Source organism: Thermodesulfobacteriota bacterium, assembly GCA_025062045.1.
GTDB lineage: Bacteria > Desulfobacterota > Syntrophorhabdia > Syntrophorhabdales > JANXAF01 > JANXAF01.
The window spans coordinates 76,671-93,437 of record JANXAF010000002.1 but is presented as its reverse complement, the minus strand read 5'-3'; the positions used below and the strand labels follow the sequence as shown (position 1 = coordinate 93,437).

The 16,767-nt window shown below is 44.0% G+C and carries 14 protein-coding genes; all 14 read right to left on the bottom strand.

Features of this window, described 5'->3' with window-relative positions:
• Positions 1–8: 8 nt before the first annotated feature.
• The 14 genes from hisG to uvrB all read right to left on the bottom strand — a co-directional run bounded on the left by hisG (position 9) and on the right by uvrB (position 16,690).
• Entirely contained in the window at positions 9–878 is an 870-nt protein-coding gene (gene hisG, locus NZ583_02090) for an ATP phosphoribosyltransferase (GenBank protein ID MCS7280408.1), read from the bottom strand.
• Positions 817–2,151, bottom strand: a complete 1,335-nt coding sequence (gene hisD / locus NZ583_02085) for a histidinol dehydrogenase (protein MCS7280407.1) — start codon at positions 2,149–2,151, stop codon at positions 817–819. Before hisD ends, hisG begins: the two co-directional genes overlap by 62 nt.
• Positions 2,132–3,406, bottom strand: a complete 1,275-nt coding sequence (murA, locus tag NZ583_02080; protein MCS7280406.1) for a UDP-N-acetylglucosamine 1-carboxyvinyltransferase — start codon at positions 3,404–3,406, stop codon at positions 2,132–2,134. The genes hisD and murA overlap by 20 nt, the downstream gene beginning before the upstream one ends.
• Positions 3,388–4,218, bottom strand: coding sequence for a peptide chain release factor N(5)-glutamine methyltransferase (gene prmC, locus NZ583_02075; GenBank protein ID MCS7280405.1), 831 nt, complete (start codon positions 4,216–4,218; stop codon positions 3,388–3,390). The genes murA and prmC overlap by 19 nt, the downstream gene beginning before the upstream one ends.
• Positions 4,215–5,288, bottom strand: coding sequence for a peptide chain release factor 1 (prfA, locus tag NZ583_02070; GenBank protein MCS7280404.1), 1,074 nt, complete (start codon positions 5,286–5,288; stop codon positions 4,215–4,217). The genes prmC and prfA overlap by 4 nt, the downstream gene beginning before the upstream one ends.
• Complete coding sequence (gene rpmE / locus NZ583_02065) at positions 5,288–5,488, bottom strand: 50S ribosomal protein L31 (GenBank protein MCS7280403.1); 201 nt, start codon at positions 5,486–5,488, stop codon at positions 5,288–5,290. Before rpmE ends, prfA begins: the two co-directional genes overlap by 1 nt.
• Positions 5,485–6,744, bottom strand: coding sequence for a transcription termination factor Rho (rho, locus tag NZ583_02060; GenBank protein ID MCS7280402.1), 1,260 nt, complete (start codon positions 6,742–6,744; stop codon positions 5,485–5,487). The genes rpmE and rho overlap by 4 nt, the downstream gene beginning before the upstream one ends.
• Positions 6,744–7,340 carry a dephospho-CoA kinase gene (coaE, locus tag NZ583_02055; protein MCS7280401.1) on the bottom strand — a complete coding sequence of 199 codons (597 nt, stop codon included), beginning with the start codon at positions 7,338–7,340 and terminating at the stop codon, positions 6,744–6,746. The genes rho and coaE overlap by 1 nt, the downstream gene beginning before the upstream one ends.
• The gene (gene gyrB, locus NZ583_02050) at positions 7,337–9,694 is read right to left on the bottom strand and encodes a DNA topoisomerase (ATP-hydrolyzing) subunit B (protein ID MCS7280400.1); all 2,358 of its coding nucleotides are present in this window, start codon (positions 9,692–9,694) and stop codon (positions 7,337–7,339) included. The genes coaE and gyrB overlap by 4 nt, the downstream gene beginning before the upstream one ends.
• Positions 9,695–9,703: 9 nt before the next feature.
• Complete coding sequence (dnaN, locus tag NZ583_02045; GenBank protein ID MCS7280399.1) at positions 9,704–10,789, bottom strand: DNA polymerase III subunit beta; 1,086 nt, start codon at positions 10,787–10,789, stop codon at positions 9,704–9,706.
• A gap of 115 nt (positions 10,790–10,904) precedes the next feature.
• Positions 10,905–12,227: a chromosomal replication initiator protein DnaA gene (dnaA, locus tag NZ583_02040; GenBank protein MCS7280398.1), complete on the bottom strand. Its 1,323-nt coding sequence runs from the start codon at positions 12,225–12,227 to the stop codon at positions 10,905–10,907.
• A gap of 65 nt (positions 12,228–12,292) precedes the next feature.
• Positions 12,293–13,123: a Clp1/GlmU family protein gene (locus NZ583_02035; protein ID MCS7280397.1), complete on the bottom strand. Its 831-nt coding sequence runs from the start codon at positions 13,121–13,123 to the stop codon at positions 12,293–12,295.
• Positions 13,107–14,699 (bottom strand): excinuclease ABC subunit UvrC, encoded by a 1,593-nt coding sequence (gene uvrC / locus NZ583_02030; GenBank protein ID MCS7280396.1) that lies wholly within the window; start codon positions 14,697–14,699, stop codon positions 13,107–13,109. Before uvrC ends, NZ583_02035 begins: the two co-directional genes overlap by 17 nt.
• Complete coding sequence (uvrB, locus tag NZ583_02025; protein MCS7280395.1) at positions 14,699–16,690, bottom strand: excinuclease ABC subunit UvrB; 1,992 nt, start codon at positions 16,688–16,690, stop codon at positions 14,699–14,701. The genes uvrC and uvrB overlap by 1 nt, the downstream gene beginning before the upstream one ends.
• Between the last annotated feature and the right edge of the window lie 77 nt (positions 16,691–16,767).

Genomic DNA, 16,767 nt, shown 5'->3' with positions numbered 1-16,767 from the left:
CTCTTCTCCTACAAAATCACTTTGTTTAACGGATATTCAACTATACCTTGGGCCCCAGCCCTTTTCAGTTCGGGAATCAAATCTCTCACAATCTTCTCATCTATTATGACTTCCACCGCTACCCACCCGGGATCGTAGAGGTTCGAGATGGTCGGTGTGTGCAAAGAAGGAAGTATCCTTGTCACATCCTCCAATCTTTCCTTCGGAACGTTCATCTTTAATCCCACTTTCTCCTCAGCAAGAAGCGCTCCCCTGAGAAGCATAACTATATTCTCTATTTTTTTTCTCTTCCAGCTATCTTGCCAGGAACCTTCATTCGCTATAACTACCGTTTCCGATTCTAAAACCGTTTCGATTATCCGCAGGTTATGCGCTTTCAAAGAGGCACCTGTCTCCGTTACCTCCACGATGGCATCGGCAAGAAGAGGCGGTTTTACCTCGGTGGCTCCCCATGAAAACTCCACAAACGTCTCTATCCCTCTTTCCTGGAAGTACTTCTTTGTAAAGTTAACAAGTTCTGTGGCGATCTTCTTTCCTCTTAAATCTTCGATTCTTTTTATGGGAGAGTCGTTTGGGACTGCCACAACCCACTTGACACCTTTAAAACCAACTTTTCCGTACCTTAATCTTTCAACGTGAACAACCTTCGCCTCTTGCTCAAGCACCCAATCGAGTCCCGTAATGCCCACATCCAAGATCCCGCTCTCTACGTACCTCGGGATTTCCTGTGCCCGAATGAGGAGTCCTTCCATCTCATCGTCATCGATTAAAGGCACATACGACCTTTCTGCGACTTTCACCGAGTAACCGGCGTTTTTAAAGAGTCTTAGGGTCTGTTCTTGAAGGCTCCCTTTTGGAAACCCAATCTTTAATTTCATCTCTCCTCTCCTTTCTTGCCCTGATCGCTTCTTTATGACATTCGAGTCCTTCTATTTCAGCAAGACGTTCGGCGTGCTTTCCGTGCTTCAAAATAAAATCAAGGTCACACTTAACCATCACCCTCTTTCTTTTAAAGGTCTCAACGGAGAGCCCGCCTAGGAATCTTCCTGAACCGCCCGTCGGTAAAATATGATTTGTCCCTATGTAGTAGTCCCCTAAAGCTGTCGGCGTTGTAATCCCCAGATAAATTATACCGGGGTAGAGGATTTTTTCCACATTAACATCTCCTATAACTTCAAGGTGTTCGGGCGCTATTCTATTTATGGTCTCTATGGCTCTCTCCTCACTCGCATAATGGACGAAGAAGGCGTTCCTCTCTAAAACTTTCTCTATTATGTCTTTTCTTTGGGCCCTCTGCGAGTACGAGGATAGGTGACTTATTACTTCTTCTATGTATCTTCGATCCCTACAGAGAAGCCAAACCAAAGCCATTTCATCGTGCTCCGCCTGGGAAAGCATATCCTTTGCCACCAAATCGGGAAAAACCGGCTCCTTTACCAGGATTAGAAGTTCGGACGGTCCCGCAATCGTATCTAACCCTACAAGGCCGAAGCACTCCCTCTTTGCCTCCTCGACGTAGGCATTTCCAGGCCCAACTATCATATCCACCTTCGGTATCTCACCCAGACCTAAGGCAAATGCGAATATTGCTTGTGCGCCACCTACACGGTAAACATTTGTTATCCCCAAGACTTCGGCCGCCGCACATAGGTAAGGATTTACTTCTCCCTTTGGGGCTGGACTTGTGACGTATATCTCCTTTACTCCAGCAATTAGGGCGGGTACCGCTGCCATGATAAGCGACGAGGGATATGACGCTTTTCCACCAGGAGCGTATATGAGAAGCTTCTCTATGGCTACATAGTCTTCTTCTACGAGAAGACCTTTTCTTCTAAAAAGTCTCCTATCATTCTTTTTATCCTCATGGTATGCTCTCACCCTTTGCGCCATTCTTTTAAGTAACAGGATGTCTTCCTCTTTTACCTTCCTCAAACTGTCTCTTATCTCCTCCACCGTCAGTTTTAAACTGTATTCGCGATCCCAACCGTCAAATCTTTTAGATAGTTCGATTAATGCTCTCTCCTTTTCTTTTTCGACCCTCTTTTTTATTTCAAGAACCTCCTTCCTTACCTCCTCCTTTCTCTTAAATCTCACCTCGTTCAATAACGCTACTAGTTCGTCCTTATCCTTTTCAAGCTCCCATATCTTCATCTTCCACCCTTTCTATCTTTGCTCCCAATTTTTTCAATTTCTCCTCTATCCGCTCGTAGCCTCGGTCCAAATGATATATCCTTAGAACCTCTGTCACTCCCTCGCATCTAAGCCCGGCTAGGACAAGAGACGCCGAAGCTCTGAGATCGGAGGCCATAACCTTGGCTCCGGATAGTGACTTTACCCCTCTCACTACCGCGGTTCTCCCAGAAAGCTCTATATCCGCCCCCATCCTTTTTAGCTCAGCTACGTGGAGCATTCTATTTTCGAATATATTTTCTGTGATACGGCTTATTCCGTTAGCCACGCACATAAATGCCATAAACTGAGCCTGCATGTCAGTCGGAAAATGAGGATATGGCATGGTCGAAACTGAACAGGCAATCGGTCTTTTCCTTCTCATGCGGGATAATAACTCTCCATCCTTTTCCACTATTTCCATTCCAGCTTCTCTTAACTTCTCTATAACAGAGCGGAGGTGCTCGGGGATGCACCCCTTTATGATGACTTCCCCACCCGTTATTCCACATGCCACAAGATAAGTACCCGCCTCAATTCGATCAGGGATCACCTCATAGTCGCACGGGTGTAATTCACTGACACCTTCGATCCTTATCACGTCCGTTCCTTCTCCCTCAATTTTTGCTCCCATTTTTTTAAGCATTCGCGCAAGATCAACTACCTCTGGCTCCCTCGCCGCGTTCTCTAAGATCGTTTCTCCTGGTGCACAAACAGAAGCCATCATAAGATTTTCCGTTCCTCCTACTGTTTTCGTCTTAAAAGAGATCTTTGCTCCTCTTATCTTTTGTGCATTAACATCCACGTATCCTCCTTTGAGTTCCACATCGCACCCCATTTTCTTTAAACCTTCAAGGTGCATGTCTATCGGTCGAACGCCTATGGCGCATCCCCCAGGATAGGATACAACTGCGCGTCTCAGTCTTCCCACGAGAGAACCCATAACCAGCACAGAGGCTCTCATCTTCTTTACCACATCGTATGGAGCAACGTAATTTTCGGCCCTAGAAGTATCAACTCTTAGCATCCTTGTGTCGATCCATTCCACCTCGCATCCCAGAAGCTTCAAAAGCTCCATCATCGTTTCAACGTCTTTAAGCCTAGGAACATTACCTATCCGGAATTCCCCCTTTGCGAGAAGTGTCGCAGCAAGGACAGGAAGTACCGCGTTCTTAGAGCCGCTTATCGAAACTTCTCCTTCTAATTTATAGCCGCCCTCTATGACAAGTTTTTCCATACCCCTTTTATCACCCTCTCCCTCCCTGAATAATCCTTTAAGATTTCCACATGGAAACCTCTCTCCTCAAGCTTACTTTTAAGGATAGACTTCTGCTTTTGATTCCCAAACTCGAGAAGCACTCTCCCTCCAAAAGAGATGTACCGATCGACTCTATCAACAAACTTCCCTATGACCTCTAATCCATCCTTACCGCCCCAAAGAGCGACTTTTGGCTCATATTCTCTCACATCTACAGGCAACTCTTCCCACTCCTCTTGAGCTACATAGGGGAGGTTCGCCAAAATAAGATCGAACTTCTTTTTAGAATTTAACGCACAAAAGAGGTCAGAACATAAAAAAACTACTTTTTCTTCCGCTCTGTTTAAACGTGCATTTCTTTTTGCAATAAAGAGGGCCTCCTTGGAGATGTCTATACAGAGAACCGGAACCCCCGTTCTTTTTGCAAGTGTTATTCCTATTATTCCCGAACCCGTTCCCATATCGAGTATCCTTTCGACCCCTCCTGTCTTTATAATTTTTTCTGCTTCTTCCACGATAAGTTCTGTCTCAGGTCTGGGAATAAGACACGATTCGTTTACCAAAAACTCTAAGGAATAGAACTCCTTCCTTCCAGTAATGTAAGCAAGCGGTCTTCCCTTTTCTCTCTCCTTTATAAGACTCGCAATCCTTTCTTTTTCCAATTCTCCTATCAGTTCGTCTAAAGTCGAAAGTACCTTTTCTTTGCTCTCGTTTAGCACATACGAAATGATACAAATGATCTCCTCCTTTTTTACCTTGCTAACCGAGAGTAAAAGATCCCTCTTTTTCAATGCCATCCTTTGGTTCTTAGGGCCTCTGCTTTGAAATGCTCTGTGACAGGTATTATTATCTCGTCAAGGTCACCATCCATTATATCCTGTATCTTATAAATCGTAAGACCGATCCTATGGTCAGTGACCCTGCCCTGAGGAAAATTGTACGTCCTTATCTTTTCGCTTCGCTCGCCAGTACCTACCTGTCTTCTCCTCTCCTCACTGAGCTCCTTTGCTTTTTCCCTTTCTACCATCTCTTTCAACCTGGCCCTTAGAACCCGCAGAGCCTTCGCCTTGTTTTTATGCTGAGATTTTTCATCCTGACAAGTAACGACAATGCCTGTCGGGATGTGCGTTATGCGAACAGCAGATTCCGTCTTGTTTACGTGTTGGCCACCCGGCCCACTTGCCCTGAAGACGTCTATCCGTAAATCCTCAGGGTTTATCACTATCTCGGTCTCTTCGGGTTCAGGCAAAACCGCAACCGTGACTGTAGACGTGTGGATCCTTCCTTGAGCCTCAGTCACAGGGACCCTCTGCACTCTATGTACCCCGCTTTCGTAGCGTAAAAGATTGTATGCCTCTTTAGAATCGATGACAATTATGGCTTCTTTTACTCCTCCCAGATCTGAAAGAGACAAACTCACTATCTCTGTCTTCCATTTCTTTTTCTCCGCGTACTTCAAGTACGCAGAAAGAAGCTCGCCCGCAAAGAGTGCAGCTTCCTCGCCCCCGGTGCCAGCCCTAATCTCGAGAAACATGCTTTTTACTTCCTTCTCATCCTTCTTTAAAAGCTCATCCCGTATCATCTTTCCAAGCTCTTCTTTCCTTCTAGCTAAAACCTTAAGTTCTTCCTTTGCTAAAAGCCTAAGTTCTTCGTCCTTTTCCTCGTCAATCATATCTAGGAGTTTCTCTTCCTCCTCTGCTACACGCTTCCACTCCCTAAAAAGGCTCACCGTCTTTTCGAGCTCATTGTGCTCTTTCGCTATTCTCCTGTACTTTTCAACGTCAGAAAAAATAGCGGGGTCCGCCAGTTCCTTTTCCAGTTCTTCAAATTTAATCTCTAACTCTTTAAGCTTCTCAAACATCATTTCTTCCTATACCGTTTCTCAAACCTTTCCACCTGTCCTGTTGTATCCACGATCTTTTCTCTTCCAGTAAAAATGGGATGGCACTTTGCGCATATGTCCACGTTTATCCTCTCTTTCACCGAGAGCGTCTCAAATGTGTTCCCACATGCGCATCTCACAATAGCCTTTTTCAGAACTGGATGAATGTCCTTTTTCATCTTTGACCTCCTCTACTCATGGAGTCCAAAAACTCCCTGTTCGATTCAGTGTCGCTTAACTTTTCGATTAGAAATTCCATCGCCTCAACCGGATTCATAGGCTGTAAAACCTTTCTAAGAAGCCAGATTCTCGAAAGATCATCGGGGTCCAGTAAAAGTTCCTCCCTTCTCGTTCCAGATTTGTTGATATCGATGGCTGGGAAGATTCTTTTTTCCGCAAGTCTTCTGTCAAGGTAAATTTCGCAGTTTCCTGTCCCTTTGAACTCCTCAAATATCACCTCATCCATTCTACTGCCAGTATCTATAAGGGCTGTGGCTATAATCGTTAAGCTTCCTGCTTCTTCAATCTTTCTTGCCGCCCCGAAAAACCTCTTCGGCTTCTGCATGGCCGCTGCATCGATCCCGCCAGACAGTATCTTTCCGCTTGAAGGAACGACAGTATTATAAGCTCTTGCAAGCCTAGTCAAACTATCAAGCAAAATTACGACGTCTCTTTTGTGCTCTACAAGCCTTTTGGCCTTCTCGATCACTATTTCCGCCACTTGCACGTGTCTCGTTGCAGGCTCATCGAAAGTGGAACTAATTACCTCGGCGTCAACGGTTCTCATCATCTCGGTGACCTCTTCCGGTCTCTCATCGATGAGGAGAACAATAAGGTAAATCTCTTTGTGGTTCCTTATTATGCTATTCGCTATGTTCTGAAGGAGTACAGTCTTTCCCGTTCTTGGTGGGGCAACGATAAGCCCCCTTTGCCCTTTACCGATCGGAGTGAAAAGATCCATAATCCGAGCCGAAAGATTGTCTGGGGTGGTCTCCAGCTTTATCCTTTCGTTGGGAAAGATAGGTGTCAGGTTGTCGAATATTATCTTTTCCTTCGCCACCTGAGGGTCATCGAAGTTTATAGATTCGACCTTAAGAAGGGCGAAATACTTTTCGTTGTCCTTCGGTGGTCTTATCTGGCCCGCTGTTGTGTCCCCCGTTCTCAGATTGAAGCGCTTTATCTGGGACGGAGAAACATATATGTCGTCAGGACCCGGAAGATAGTTTGACTCAGGTGATCGAAGGAAGCCGAACCCTTCCGGCAGAACCTCCAACACGCCTTCTCCGTAAATCGTTTCGTTCCTTTCTACGTAGGCCTGAAGTATCGCGAAGATGAGCTCCTGTTTTTTCATTCCCGAAGCGTTCTCTATTCCAAGATCCTTCGCGATCTGCATCAACTCTTCAATCTTCTTTTTCTTCAACTCGTTAAGATGCATTACTCTCCCTCCCATTCCCCTATCTTTTCCAAAAGTTCTTTAACCTTAAGCCTAAGTTCCGAAAGACTCGAAGTGTTGTATATAACAAAATCTGCCATTTTTTCTTTCTCGCTTATTGGTATCTGCCTTTTAAGCCTCATAATCACATCAGTCTTTTCGAACCCCCTCTTTTCCATCCTCCTTATCACTTCTTTTTCTTCTGCGTAAACTACAACAACCTTGTCGAATAAGGCCCGAGTACCTGTCTCGAATATAAGTGGAGCCTCAACAAAGACTATTCTTTGTCCCTCGCTTCTTAACTTTTCTAATCTTCCTTTCATCTCCTCGATCACTTTTGGGTGTACCAAGGCCTCATACTTTCTTAGAAGAGTTTCGTCCGAAAAAACTTTCTCCGACAACTTTTTTTTCAAAACTTTTCCATCATGTACGAAATCTTCACCGAAAAGGTCTTTTACCGCACGTACTATTTCCTCTTTACCGATTAGTTCATTGACAATCTCGTCAAGATCTATAACAGGGTATCCTTCTTCCGAAAGAATCCTCGAAACTGTCGATTTTCCACTACCTATGATTCCAGTTAATCCTATGACCATCATATGTCAAGGTTTTTCACATTGAGCGCATTCTCCTCTATAAAGAGCCTCCTTCTTTCCACATTGGTGCCCATAAGAATCGCAAAAATCTGGTCAGCTTCAACCGCATCCTCAATCGATACCCTAACTAGGGTCCTCTTCTCTGGGTTCATAGTCGTCTCCCAAAGCTGCTCGGGGTTCATCTCTCCTAAACCCTTGTAACGCTGGATGGTAAGGCCTTCTCTTCCCTTCTCTTCGATAAACCTTATGAAATCATCGACCCTCATAACTTGCCTTCTTGCTCCATCAACTACTTCAAAGCTACCCAAGTAAAACTCTCTAACCTCCGTATAGAGAGCTTTAGCCTCCGAAAACTCATAGCCTGAGAGAAGATCGTAGGAAAGTAGTATCTCCTTAGAATTTTCTCTGGGATCTTTGACATTCAGACAATAAAGGCCGTGCTCCCGATCAACTCTCAACTCCGTTACATAGCCTATCCTCTCTATTGCAGAAGCAACGCTCAACATGTTCTTTTCAGTCTCGAAATGTTCCCTTTCATAGAATCTTTCGTCCAAAAGCAAAAAACAGATGTCTTTCTTTAGCCCCAGGTTTTGCATTTCTTTGAAGAACCCTTCTATTTTTCTTATGGACCTTACCTTATCCAAGAGCATTTCACCGGATACTGACTTGCCCCCAAGAACACACTCTATCCTCTCTAAGCCTCTTTTTGTCACGAACTCTTCTAGTTCTTTCTCATCCCTCACGTATATCTCTTTGCTTCCGTGCTTTACCCTGAAAAGAGGGGGTTGGGCAATGTAAAGCGATCCTCTCTCTATAATCTCTGGGATCTTCCTGTAAAAAAGAGTGAGAAGGAGTGTCCTTATGTGGGAACCATCAACATCGGCATCCGTCATTATTATGACCTTTCCGTACCTTGGCCGGTTGGATCGTCCGGAGTTTATCCCTAAAGCCAAAAGTATTGATCTTATCTCTTCATTTGCGAGGATCTTCTCAGTTGTGGACTTTTCCACATTCAGTATCTTTCCTTTAAGTGGCAGAATAGCCTGTGTCCTCCTATTCCTTGCCTGCTTGGCAGAGCCACCTGCCGAGTCACCTTCAACTATGAAAAGCTCACACAAATCCGGGTCAGTCTCCTGACAGTCTGCCAGTTTTCCGGGTAAGACTCCACTTTCCATCAATCCTTTGCCTTTTATGAGCTCTTTCGCTTTCTTTGCGGCTTCTCTTGCCCTTTTGGCCTCGAAAGCCTTATTTACAATCGCCTTTGCCACATCAGGCTTAAGATCGAATTCCTCTAAAAGCCTTTCATTAAGAACGGACTCAATGAGACCCTTTATTTCGCTATTACCGAGTTTTGTTTTGGTTTGCCCTTCAAACTGAGGGTTCTTGATCTTTAGGTTTATAACCGCGACTAATCCTTCTTTTATGTCATCTCCCGAAACGGTCTCCTTATACTTCCTGTCCAGGTGCTTATGGATGTACGTATTAATGGACCGCGTAAGGGCTGATCTAAAGCCAGCAACATGGGTTCCACCGTCCTTCGTGTTTACATTGTTCACAAAACTTTGAATCGTCTCTGTATATCCATCGTTATACTGGATGGCGACTTCGAAAAAGTCGAGAGGTGGTTTAGAATACTGGATGTAAATCGGATCGTCAAAAAGGACGTTTTTTGTCGAATTGAGGTACTTTACAAAGCCTTTCACTCCACCCTCGTGCCTAAACTCCTGCCTCCTATTTTTTCTCTCATCAGTGAGAACTATGTGAATCCCATTATTGAGGAAGGAAATCTCTCTCATCCTTTGAGCTAGATAATCGAAACTAAACTCTATAGTTTCAAATATAGTTCTGTCAGGCCGAAATGTTATCTTCGTACCTGTCTTATCAGTTTCTCCTATTATTTTTAGCTCAGTTACTTTTGAACCTCTTTCGTATCTTTGAAAGTAGACCTTACCGTCTCTTCTTACTTCTACTTCCAAATACTCGGATAAAGCATTTACAACTGAAAGACCAACGCCGTGAAGTCCTGCGGAGTACCTGTAGCTCTCTTTGTCGAACTTTCCACCCGCATGGAGCTTGGTAAGGACCACTTCCAAGGCCGGAATATTCTCAGTAGTGTGCATCTCAACGGGTATCCCTCGACCGTTGTCTTCGCACGTTACGCTGTTATTCTTGTGGATCGTCACATTTATCCTATCACAGAAGCCTTCAATCGCTTCATCCACACTGTTATCCACGAGCTCGTAAACTAACTGATGGAGACCTTCTACACCTGTATTTCCGATGTACATAGACGGGACTTTGCGCACTGCTTCGAGTCCTGAAAGAATCTTTATGTTTTGAGCCGTGTACTCTCTCATACAAAACCCTCACATCTTGACAGGCATAATAACATTTACATAGTCCTTCTCAGAAGAGTCCTCAAGTAAAATAGCTCCAAAATCTTCAGGAAGCTCAATAGTAATCATATCACCCCTCGCACGGGATGCGGCATCCATGAGATACCTCACGTTGAAGTAAAAATCTTTCGATTTGCCTTCTAGCCGCGCTGGAATCACCTCTTTGGCCGTTCCTTCTTGCGAGCGAGAAGACAGTTCTATCCCATCCGAAAGGAACAGAATCCGTATTGGTTCGTTCCTTCCAAGAAGAGCAGATACCCTCTTTAAAGCCCTTTGGAAATGAACCTTCTCAAATGTCGCTCTGATTTTGTAATTCTTTGGAATTGCGGCCTCGTAGTCCGGATATTTCCCCTCCACAGTCCTTGAAATGATTGTCGCAGACGATGTCCTAAAGCAAACTTGTGACTTTTCAATTTCTATTACCACGTTTTCCTCTTCCGGAATTGTCTTTTCGAGTTCTTTTATCGCTCTTAGTGGCACTATAACCCCAGGAAAAGGTTCAACCCCAGATAGAGGAACTCTCCTTACGGCCATCCGGAAACCGTCAGTCGCAACAATTGTAAATCTCTCACTTTCAGGCTTGAGAAAAGCACCGCAAAGAACTGGCCTTGATTGATCAGTAGCCATGGCAAAAGAGATGGAATCGAGAACGTCTAGGAGTTCTCTACCTCTTATCTGGAATTTAGTCTCAGGGTTTAGTGGTTTGAGTTCCGGGAAGTCATCGTGGTGGTAAAGCGTAAGTGCAAACTCGGTGTTTTCCTGCCTAACGATCAAAAGACTTTCGGTTACAGTAAGGAAAATATCTCCCCTTTCCATCTCCCGAAGAGCGTCATAGAACTTTTTTGCGTTAACCAGAATGAAAGTTTCCTCGGGAGTTTCGTGGTCGACTTTTGCTATCGCCGAAATTTCGAGATCTGTGGCGTAGGTGTAGCTTTCCTTCCCGAAATAGAGAAGAACGTTGGCGAGATAAGGCATAAGGTTCTTCTTTTCGGTTACTCCTACAACGAAGGAGAGAGGGTTTAGAAGTTTGTCTCTTGCTATTACTGTTTCAAACATAAATCACCACCCGTAATAAAGAGTCTATCACCTGTTGAAAAAGTTGATAAAACGGTGAAAATAAAGCGATTTTTTTTAACAATAGATGTTGAATTCCGGTTCACCCATTGTAACCTTATCTCTCTTTTAGATTCCTCTCTATGTTCTCTACAGCAGTTTTCAACTCTTTGTTGAAATCGAGTTCCTGTTTGATCTTTTTTATGGCGTGTATAACCGTTGCGTGGTCCTTTCCCCCGAACTTTTGACCGAGATCTATAAGAGAATGGTCGGTATGTTTTCTTGCAAGGTATAGAGCGATCTGTCTTGGCAGGAGAACCGATCTTGCCCTTTTCTTAGACAGGAGATCCTGAGGCCTAATGGAAAAGTACTTGGCGACCTCCCTTATTATTGTTTCTACGCTCACAGGTCGATCTTTTTTCTTTAAAAAGCCGCTCATAACCGTCTTTGCAAGTTCAAGTGTGATTTCGGCGTTATGAAGGGAGGCGTATAGACTTAACCTCTTTAGACATCCTTCGAGCGATCTTACAGAATCGTCGGTATGTGAGGCTATATAAAACGCCACATCCAGTGGCAGATCGATGTTCTCCTCCTCAGCCTTCTTCTTTAAGATCGCAACTTTCGTTTCTATGTCGGGAGGCTGAATGTCGGCTATTAGACCCCACTCGAAGCGGGACTTTAATCTTTCTTCGATGTTTTCAAGGTCCCTTGGAAACTTGTCGCTCGTAACCACTATCTGCTTCATGCCTTCGTAAAGAGCGTTGAAAGTATGGAAGAATTCCTCCTGTGTCCGCTCCTTTCCAGCTATGAACTGTATATCGTCTATGAGAAGTATACTCATCTTTCGAAAGCGATTCCGAAACTCATCCATCTTCTGATAACGTAGCGAGTTTATTAGCTCGTTAGTGAAAACCTCTGCAGTTATATAACAGACTTTATCGGGTTCTATAGTTCCATGTTTTATTACGAAGTTCCCAATGGCGTTAAGGAGGTGGGTCTTACCTAACCCGACACCACCGTAGATGAATAGGGGATTGTAAGTCTTTCCAGGATTCGTAGCAACTGCTAAAGCCGCGGCATTCGCAAATTGGTTGTTTGCTCCGACGACAAAATTGTCAAAAGTGTACTTTGGGTTAAAGATCCCGGTCGGTCGTTTCTCTTCGTATAGGAACCGTCTATTGTCTCTTTGCTCAGATTGTTTCTTTACCGTATATTCGACAGATACATCCTGACCCATGATGTCAAAAAGAACGTTTTTTATAGTGGAGGAGTAGTTTTCTAAGACCCAGTCCCTAAAAAAACTGTTTGGCACTGAAAGAGTGATTTTCTTTTGATGCACCTCTTCTACACATATAGGCTCTATCCAAGTCTTAAATGATTCCGCATCTAGAGATTCAGAGAGCCTCTCCTTTAAGAAGGACTCGATTCTTCGGATATCCATGGCTTTAATTATCTGACATTTGCCTTTGGAGGTTTCGTAAATGATAAAACAAAAGTCCGAAAGTTTCAACAGGTTTCCAGGACAAGGTCTAAACCCCTCTCGCCAAGGACGATCTCTTCGACCTCCCCAATTCTATCTATAGGGAGGGGAGAGGAAAAGAAGAGGGTTTCTCTACTAATCCCCTCTAAAAGCCCCAATGCTACAGTCTCGTTTTTGCTATTTAAACCTATTATACGTCCCGGAGGAAGGTTCCATCCTCGCAGACCATCAGGTTTTAGCCTTACGTGTTTGAGCTTTATGGAAAATTGGTTCTGCGGTAGGGAAAAATAGGACACGAGCTTTTGCGTTCGGTTTCTTATTCTCACATCCCTTGTCTTCACCTGAGTGAGTGAGGAGGGAGAAACCCTTATAATTTCAAAGTTTTTAAGTTCCTTTAGAATGTGCTCCAACTCATTTTCCTTCTGGATCGCTATTATTAAGTCTGGAAGGAGAGCGTTAGCTTTCTTTGTCTTTAGAACCCTTCCCTGTTCTCCTGCGACAAGCCCAGATGTGTCAACTATGGTGAGATCGGAGTTTATAGAATAGGAAAGGAGCGACCTCGCGGCTTCTATAAGTTCCTCAAGGCGTAAAAAAGGATTTATTGTGCCGACAAACCTCATCTTGTGAAAGTTAGGAAAAGAATCGGAAAGCTCGTATGTAAGAGCAACCGTTCCAGGATATGCGAGGCTTTGTTGGCCAACATCGAGGTCGAGGAGAGAGACCTTTCTTTGGGAAAGTTTCGCTTTTTTAAAGAGCTCCCTGCATAGGTAAGTTTTACCAGTATCCGGAGCGCCTATGACCATAACGATGCCCTTAAGTGTTATGGGTGAAGAGAGAAGATCATGCGCCGAAAGCATCCTTTTTCTTTCCCCTTTTGTGGGAAGATAAGGCGAATCTGTGTGCCTCGTCCCTCATCCTAATAAGCTCTTTAAAGACGCTCGAAGATCTGGGAAGGTATAAGGGATTCTTCCTCGTGGGAAGATATATGGTATCTTCCAGCTTCTTCCTTTTTCTGGCTTTAGCTATTCCTATGAGATCGGCCTCAATTTTTAACTCAGAGAGAACTTTGCTTAATGCGTTGAGGTGAGCTCTTCCGCCATCTACTATGAATAGATCAGGAAGGGGTCCTAGGCTTGAGTCTTTTATTCTCCTTGTCAGAACCTCCTTTAGTGAGGCAAGGTCATCCATGGGATTAGCATCCTTTATACGGAATAACCTGTAGTCCTCCTTCTTCATCTTAAAATCCTCAAATACTACCATTGCTGCATATGGACTCGTTCCGAAGAGGTGAGAGCAGTCGTAAATTTCTATTCTTCGTGGTTTGCGGGAAAGATGAAGGTACTTTACGAAAGCTACGTCGAGCGGCATATCGTCCGCGTAAAGGTTTTCAATTGCCATGAAGGCCAAGTCGCGAGTCTCGTCGTCGGATGGAACTTTAAAGGACACGTCTTTTTTGGCTCTTTCGCTAAGATACTCTCTTAAGAGATGGACCCCTTCTACCTTTTCGGAAAGGATAATCTCATCAGGGATCGGTTTGAAACTGTAATATTGGAAAAGGAGAGAGACAATTTCGTCATCGTCGTACGGGCAAAAAACCGTTTTTTTGTAAATCTTTTTTCCTATGAGAACACCCCGCCGGAAATTAAGGACGACACAGCGGAAGATGTCAGAACCCCAAAGGAATGCCCAAACGTCCCTGTCTTTTCCGAAGTGGGAGTGAACGTTCTGCTTTTCCAGCATCTCCCTAATGGCCATGTATTTCTCTTTTAGGGCTTGGGCTTCCTCAAATTGCCAAGTTTTTGCGTAATTCTGAATTTTTTGTTCCAGATCCTTGAGTAGCTCATCGGCCCGACCTGAGAGAAAGTCGATAACAGCTCCGACTACTTTTGCGTACTCCTCTTTAGTTACTTGACCCGTGCATGGCGCTAGACACCTGCCTATCTCGTTAAGTATGCAAGGCCTCGACCGTTTTCGAAATACCGTGTTTTTGCATCTTCTTAATGGATATATACGCTGTAGTAGTCTTAGAGTCTCTTTTACATCATGCGCATGGGGATAAGGACCAAAATAGGTAGACCCGTCATCTTTTACGTTTCTCGTTATGTAAAGTCCGGGATATTCTTCGGCAGTCGTTATCTTTATCGATATGTATGTCTTGTCATCCCTCAAGTTTACGTTATAAGGGGGAGCGTACTCTTTTATGAGGTTGTTCTCTAAAAGAAAAGCCTCTTTTTCACTTGAAGTTATTATGGCCTCAAGGTCAAAAATTTTTTTTATGAGGTTTTGCGTTTTCGGATTTTTAAAATCGTTCCTGAAGTAAGTTTTTACTCGCTCTTTAATATTCTTTGCCTTGCCAACGTAAAGTATCCTTCCATCTTTATCCTTAAAGAGATAGACTCCCGGGCTTTCTGGTAATCTCGAGATGTCAATCATCAGAGGATCATCTCCATTCTTTCTAGCTTTAAGAGTCTGTCGCGCAAAACTTTAGCCTTTTCAAAATCCCACCTTTTTGCGGCCTCTTCGATCTCTTTTTTCAGCTTCTTTATTATGGAAGGGATCTTTTTGGGTTCGATCTGTAAATCATCGAAATCTTCAATGGGCACTGAGTAGTAATCCCTTTCGTAAATGGAGGAGAGTACGTCAGATATAGATTTTTTTATTGTTTCCGGCGTTATCCCGTGTTCCTCGTTGTACTTTTTCTGAATTGCTCTCCTTCTTTCGGTCTCCTCAATAGCCTTTCTCATGGCATCCGTGATTCTGTCGGCGAACATTATGACTTTTCCGTTCACATTCCTTGCAGCCCTGCCAAAAGTCTGGATAAGGGCGGTGGAGGAACGGAGGAAACCTTCTTTGTCAGCATCGAGAATGCAAACTAAAGAAACCTCTGGTATATCTAGTCCTTCCCGCAGAAGGTTGACGCCTACAAGGACGTCAAATTTCCCAAGCCTTAAATCACGGACAATTGATACTCTTTCAAGAGTATCTATGTCAGAGTGGAGGTATTTGGCTTTTATACCCTTATCTAAAAGGAAGTCCACAAGATCCTCTGCGAATCTTTTTGTCAAGGTGGTAACAAGGACCCTTTCTCTCCTTTTTATTACGGTTTTTATCTCTTCTAGTAGAACCTCTATCTGGTTTTTCGTGCTTCTTACCTCGACTTGGGGATCCATAAGGCCTGTAGGCCTTATGATCTGCTCGACCACATGACCTTGGGATACTCGAAGTTCGTACTCATCCGGGGTTGCAGAGATGTATATGGCCTGCCTTACCCTTCTTTCGAATTCTTCGAACGTCAAAGGTCTGTTGTCGAGACAAGAAGGTAATCTAAAACCATATTCAACAAGAATCTCTTTACGGGATCTGTCGCCCCTGTACATCCCCATAAGTTGGGGTATGGTGACGTGACTTTCATCTATCATTATTATTGTATCTTCTTTCAGATAATCGAGAAGGGTGGGAGGCGGTTCGCCTGGCATCCTGCCTGAGAGATGTCTGGAATAATTCTCGATCCCCGGACAGTAGCCCATTTCTTTTAGCATCTCAAGGTCGTAGCGGGTTCTCACCTCAAGTCTTTGAGCTTCAAGGAGTTTGTTCTGCGATCTAAGATGGCGAAGTTGCGCCTTTAGCTCCTCTTCAATCGATTTTATCGCTCTTTCCAGCCTATCGGTGGGAGTAACATAATGGGATGCGGGAAAGATAACACATCTTTTTAATCTTTCCTTCAAGATGCCACTTAAAGGATCGATGACGTAGATTTTCGAGACCCTGTCGTCATCTATAACAACTCTAATTGCCCTTTCTTCCTCGTATGGAGGGTATATGTCTACGTTTTCGCCCTTTATCCGTACACGACCCCTATAAAAGTCGAAATCGTTCCTTTCGTAGTGGCATTGGATAAGTCTTTCTAAAAAGGATCTTCTGTCGATCTTTTGACCTTCCTCAACTGAGATAATCATCCCGTAATAAGAGTCGGGTGAACCGATGCCATAGATACAGGATACTGACGCGACTATTATGACATCATCTCTTTCGAAGAGGGCGTTTGTAGCAAGGAGCCTCATTCTGTCTATCTCTTCGTTTATGGAGGCGTCCTTTTCAATGTATGTATCGGTTTGCGGCACGTACGCTTCCGGTTGATAGTAGTCGTAATAGCTTACGAAAAAGTGGACCTCGTTTTCCGGAAAAAGGTTTTTGAACTCTGTAAAAAGCTGAGCTGCAAGCGTCTTATTGTGCGAAATGATTAGAGCGGGTCTTTGAGTCCTTTCTATAACATTTGCCATTGTGAAGGTTTTTCCAGACCCTGTCACACCAAGCAAAACTTGGTGTTTCACACCCTTGGATAAATTTTCGACCAGCTTAGATATGGCGCGGGGCTGATCTCCTTTTGGCTCGTAATTACTCACAAGCCTGAATCTTTTTTTCATGATGGCCCTAAATTATTTTATTTGCTCATCCCTGTGACTGTCAAAAAGGGCGGACTAAAAGCCAAGTTTTGACGTTT

What these genes read in the sequence shown, in the direction of transcription:
- uvrC (MCS7280396.1), bottom strand. Translation starts at nt 14,699, where the DNA reads ATGATTGACATCTCGAGATTACCAGAAAGCCCGGGAGTCTATCTCTTT.
- coaE (MCS7280401.1), bottom strand. Translation starts at nt 7,340, where the DNA reads ATGATGGTCATAGGATTAACTGGAATCATAGGTAGTGGAAAATCGACA.
- rho (MCS7280402.1), bottom strand. Translation starts at nt 6,744, where the DNA reads ATGCATCTTAACGAGTTGAAGAAAAAGAAGATTGAAGAGTTGATGCAG.
- rpmE (MCS7280403.1), bottom strand. Translation starts at nt 5,488, where the DNA reads ATGAAAAAGGACATTCATCCAGTTCTGAAAAAGGCTATTGTGAGATGC.
- dnaA (MCS7280398.1), bottom strand. Translation starts at nt 12,227, where the DNA reads ATGGATATCCGAAGAATCGAGTCCTTCTTAAAGGAGAGGCTCTCTGAA.
- gyrB (MCS7280400.1), bottom strand. Translation starts at nt 9,694, where the DNA reads ATGAGAGAGTACACGGCTCAAAACATAAAGATTCTTTCAGGACTCGAA.
- hisG (MCS7280408.1), bottom strand. Translation starts at nt 878, where the DNA reads ATGAAATTAAAGATTGGGTTTCCAAAAGGGAGCCTTCAAGAACAGACC.
- NZ583_02035 (MCS7280397.1), bottom strand. Translation starts at nt 13,123, where the DNA reads ATGCTTTCGGCGCATGATCTTCTCTCTTCACCCATAACACTTAAGGGC.
- uvrB (MCS7280395.1), bottom strand. Translation starts at nt 16,690, where the DNA reads ATGAAAAAAAGATTCAGGCTTGTGAGTAATTACGAGCCAAAAGGAGAT.
- hisD (MCS7280407.1), bottom strand. Translation starts at nt 2,151, where the DNA reads ATGAAGATATGGGAGCTTGAAAAGGATAAGGACGAACTAGTAGCGTTA.
- prfA (MCS7280404.1), bottom strand. Translation starts at nt 5,288, where the DNA reads ATGTTTGAGAAGCTTAAAGAGTTAGAGATTAAATTTGAAGAACTGGAA.
- dnaN (MCS7280399.1), bottom strand. Translation starts at nt 10,789, where the DNA reads ATGTTTGAAACAGTAATAGCAAGAGACAAACTTCTAAACCCTCTCTCC.
- murA (MCS7280406.1), bottom strand. Translation starts at nt 3,406, where the DNA reads ATGGAAAAACTTGTCATAGAGGGCGGCTATAAATTAGAAGGAGAAGTT.